Genomic DNA, 1,300 nt, shown 5'->3' with positions numbered 1-1,300 from the left:
GGTCGTTGCGCTGCTTGAGGCGGCGGCACTTGGCGCGGATCTCCATCATCGACATGTTCGGGGAGTCGTCGATGAACAGCGGCGCCTCGGCCACCTGGCCCATGCGCCGCGCCAGCCGCACCCAGTCGTCCTCGTCCAGGTGTCCCGAGCGCATCCGGTGCAGGGCAACGCGAGCCTCGGCCGACAGCATCCGCATGACGATCTCCGTGCGGGACATCTCCAAGGAGAACACGACGGACGTCAGCCCGTGCTTTATGGAGGCGCTGCGGGCGCAATCCAGTCCCAGGGTCGATTTCCCCACGGCAGGCCTTGCAGCTACCACCACCATTTGTCCGGGGTGCAAGCCCTGCGTCAGCTCGTCCAGGTCGGCGAAGCCGGTCGGGACGCCGATCAGCCCGCTGCCACGCCCGCTGATCGCCTCCAGTTCGTCGAAGGTGTCCGGCATGATCTCGGCGATCGGCCGGTAGTCCTCGCTGAGGCGGCGATCGGTGACCGCGTACACCTCGGCTTGCGCCCGGTCGACCAGGGTGTCGACCTCTTCGTTCTGTCCGCCGTACCCGTAGGACACGATGCGGGTGCCGGCCTCGACCAGCCGCCGCAGGATCGCCTGCTCCTGCACGATTTTGGCGTAGTAGCCGGCGTTCGCGGCCGTGGGCACCACCGCGGTGAGGGTGTGCACGTAGGCGCCGCCGCCGACGCGGCCGAGGTCGCCGCGTTTGGTGAGTTCCCCGAACAGGGTGACAGAGTCGGCCGGCTCGCCCTGGCCGTACAGGTCCAGGATGACGCCGTAGATGATCTGGTGGGCCGGCCGGTAGAAGTCCTCTTGGCGGACGGTCTCCACGACATCGGCGATGGCGTCCTTGGACAGCAACATCGCGCCGAGCACCGACTGTTCGGCCTCGATGTTGTTCGGCGGCGTGCGCCCGATGGTGACGCCCGCGGGCTCTGTGATGGTCACCTGGTTCCTCTCACGCTGCCAGTCGCATGCCGGTCTGCTCCGAGCTTCCGTGGTATGGCTCGGGCGGCGCGCAGGCCTCCCAGCTGAGCGCCGAGTGGGTGCGCTGGTCCATCATGCCGAGGCGTCGCACCAGGTCGAACGGGTCAGCCAGCGGCTCGGACTCGTAGATGGCGATCACCTTCAGCACCTCCTCGGCCCGTGCACGGTACTCCTGCTTCACCTGGATGTCGCCGGCTCCAGGGGCGCACCACGGCTCCACCGTGAACTCCAGGCCCGACTCGGCGCGGTAGCCCTGCTGCATGCGGGTCGATATCCCTGTGCGGTTCCTGATGGCCTTGACGG

2 protein-coding genes are annotated in these 1,300 nt (G+C 68.1%); both read right to left on the bottom strand.

All coding sequences use genetic code 11. The annotated features are described in order from the left end of the window. The coding region (locus AB0B89_RS36500) for a DnaB-like helicase C-terminal domain-containing protein (RefSeq protein ID WP_358562391.1) at positions 1–958 on the bottom strand (958 nt) is incomplete at its 3' end. A gap of 10 nt (positions 959–968) precedes the next feature. Continuing rightward, on the bottom strand, positions 969–1,300 hold a 332-nt coding region (locus tag AB0B89_RS36495; protein WP_358562388.1), incomplete at its 5' end, for a hypothetical protein.

This window comes from Sphaerisporangium sp. NPDC049002 (assembly GCF_040649355.1).
Taxonomy (GTDB): domain Bacteria; phylum Actinomycetota; class Actinomycetes; order Streptosporangiales; family Streptosporangiaceae; genus Sphaerisporangium.
Note: the sequence above shows the minus strand (reverse complement) of the source record. Positions and strands in the feature narration are given on the sequence as shown.